1 protein-coding gene is annotated in these 258 nt (G+C 51.6%); it reads left to right on the top strand.

What is annotated here, in order from left to right:
• The coding region (locus WEIDD23_RS12575; RefSeq protein ID WP_062359106.1) for a dihydroneopterin aldolase at positions 1-258 on the top strand (258 nt) is incomplete at both ends.

The raw sequence follows: 258 nt of genomic DNA on the forward strand, positions 1-258 counted from the left end.
GGTTGTGCATTATCCCATTGAGCGCCTGGTACACGGGGATGACTTGGCAACCACGATTTCTTATAGTGCGGTGTATCGCACTGTCGAACGCGTTGTGACAACGAATCAATTTGATTTAATCGAGTCCGTCGCATTGTTAGTCATGCGCACCTTGCAAACTGAATTTCCGCAAGCCACGCAGGTCGATGTTGCGGTTACCAAGCACGCCTTACCGGTGCCGGGTATCTATGACCCGTTTACCGTTTCCGTATCGACGGC

This window comes from Weissella sp. DD23, from assembly GCF_001579105.1.
Taxonomy (GTDB): domain Bacteria; phylum Bacillota; class Bacilli; order Lactobacillales; family Lactobacillaceae; genus Weissella; species Weissella cibaria.